The organism is Bradyrhizobium sp. 25ACV (genome assembly GCF_054863005.1).
This window is the reverse complement of the sequence record NZ_JAVAYO010000215.1, coordinates 1-232: the sequence shown is the minus strand read 5'-3', so window position 1 is coordinate 232 and position 232 is coordinate 1. Positions and strand designations below refer to the sequence as shown.

The window sequence follows — 232 nt, the reverse complement described above, 5'->3', positions numbered from 1 at the left end:
CAACATCACCAGCCTGGCCAGCAGCTTCGCCGTCTCCGACCACACTTTCTCAATGGCCGACAGCCCGTCGTGGGGCGGGCACCTCTACGCGGTCAGCGCGAGCATGGACGGTTTCACCGGGGACAATCCGGTCAAAGCCAGTGGCGTGACCCCTGGTCCCGGGTGGGGGTGCGACTCTGACCAGGTCGCGGCCTGGCGTTCTCCTGGCGGGCAGGTCAGCTTCGTGCCGTCG

The 232-nt window shown here is 67.7% G+C and carries 1 protein-coding gene; it reads left to right on the top strand.

All coding sequences use genetic code 11. From position 1 onward, the window contains the following. On the top strand, window positions 1-232 hold a 232-nt coding region (locus tag RAD04_RS39190), incomplete at both ends, for a hypothetical protein (RefSeq protein WP_461628037.1).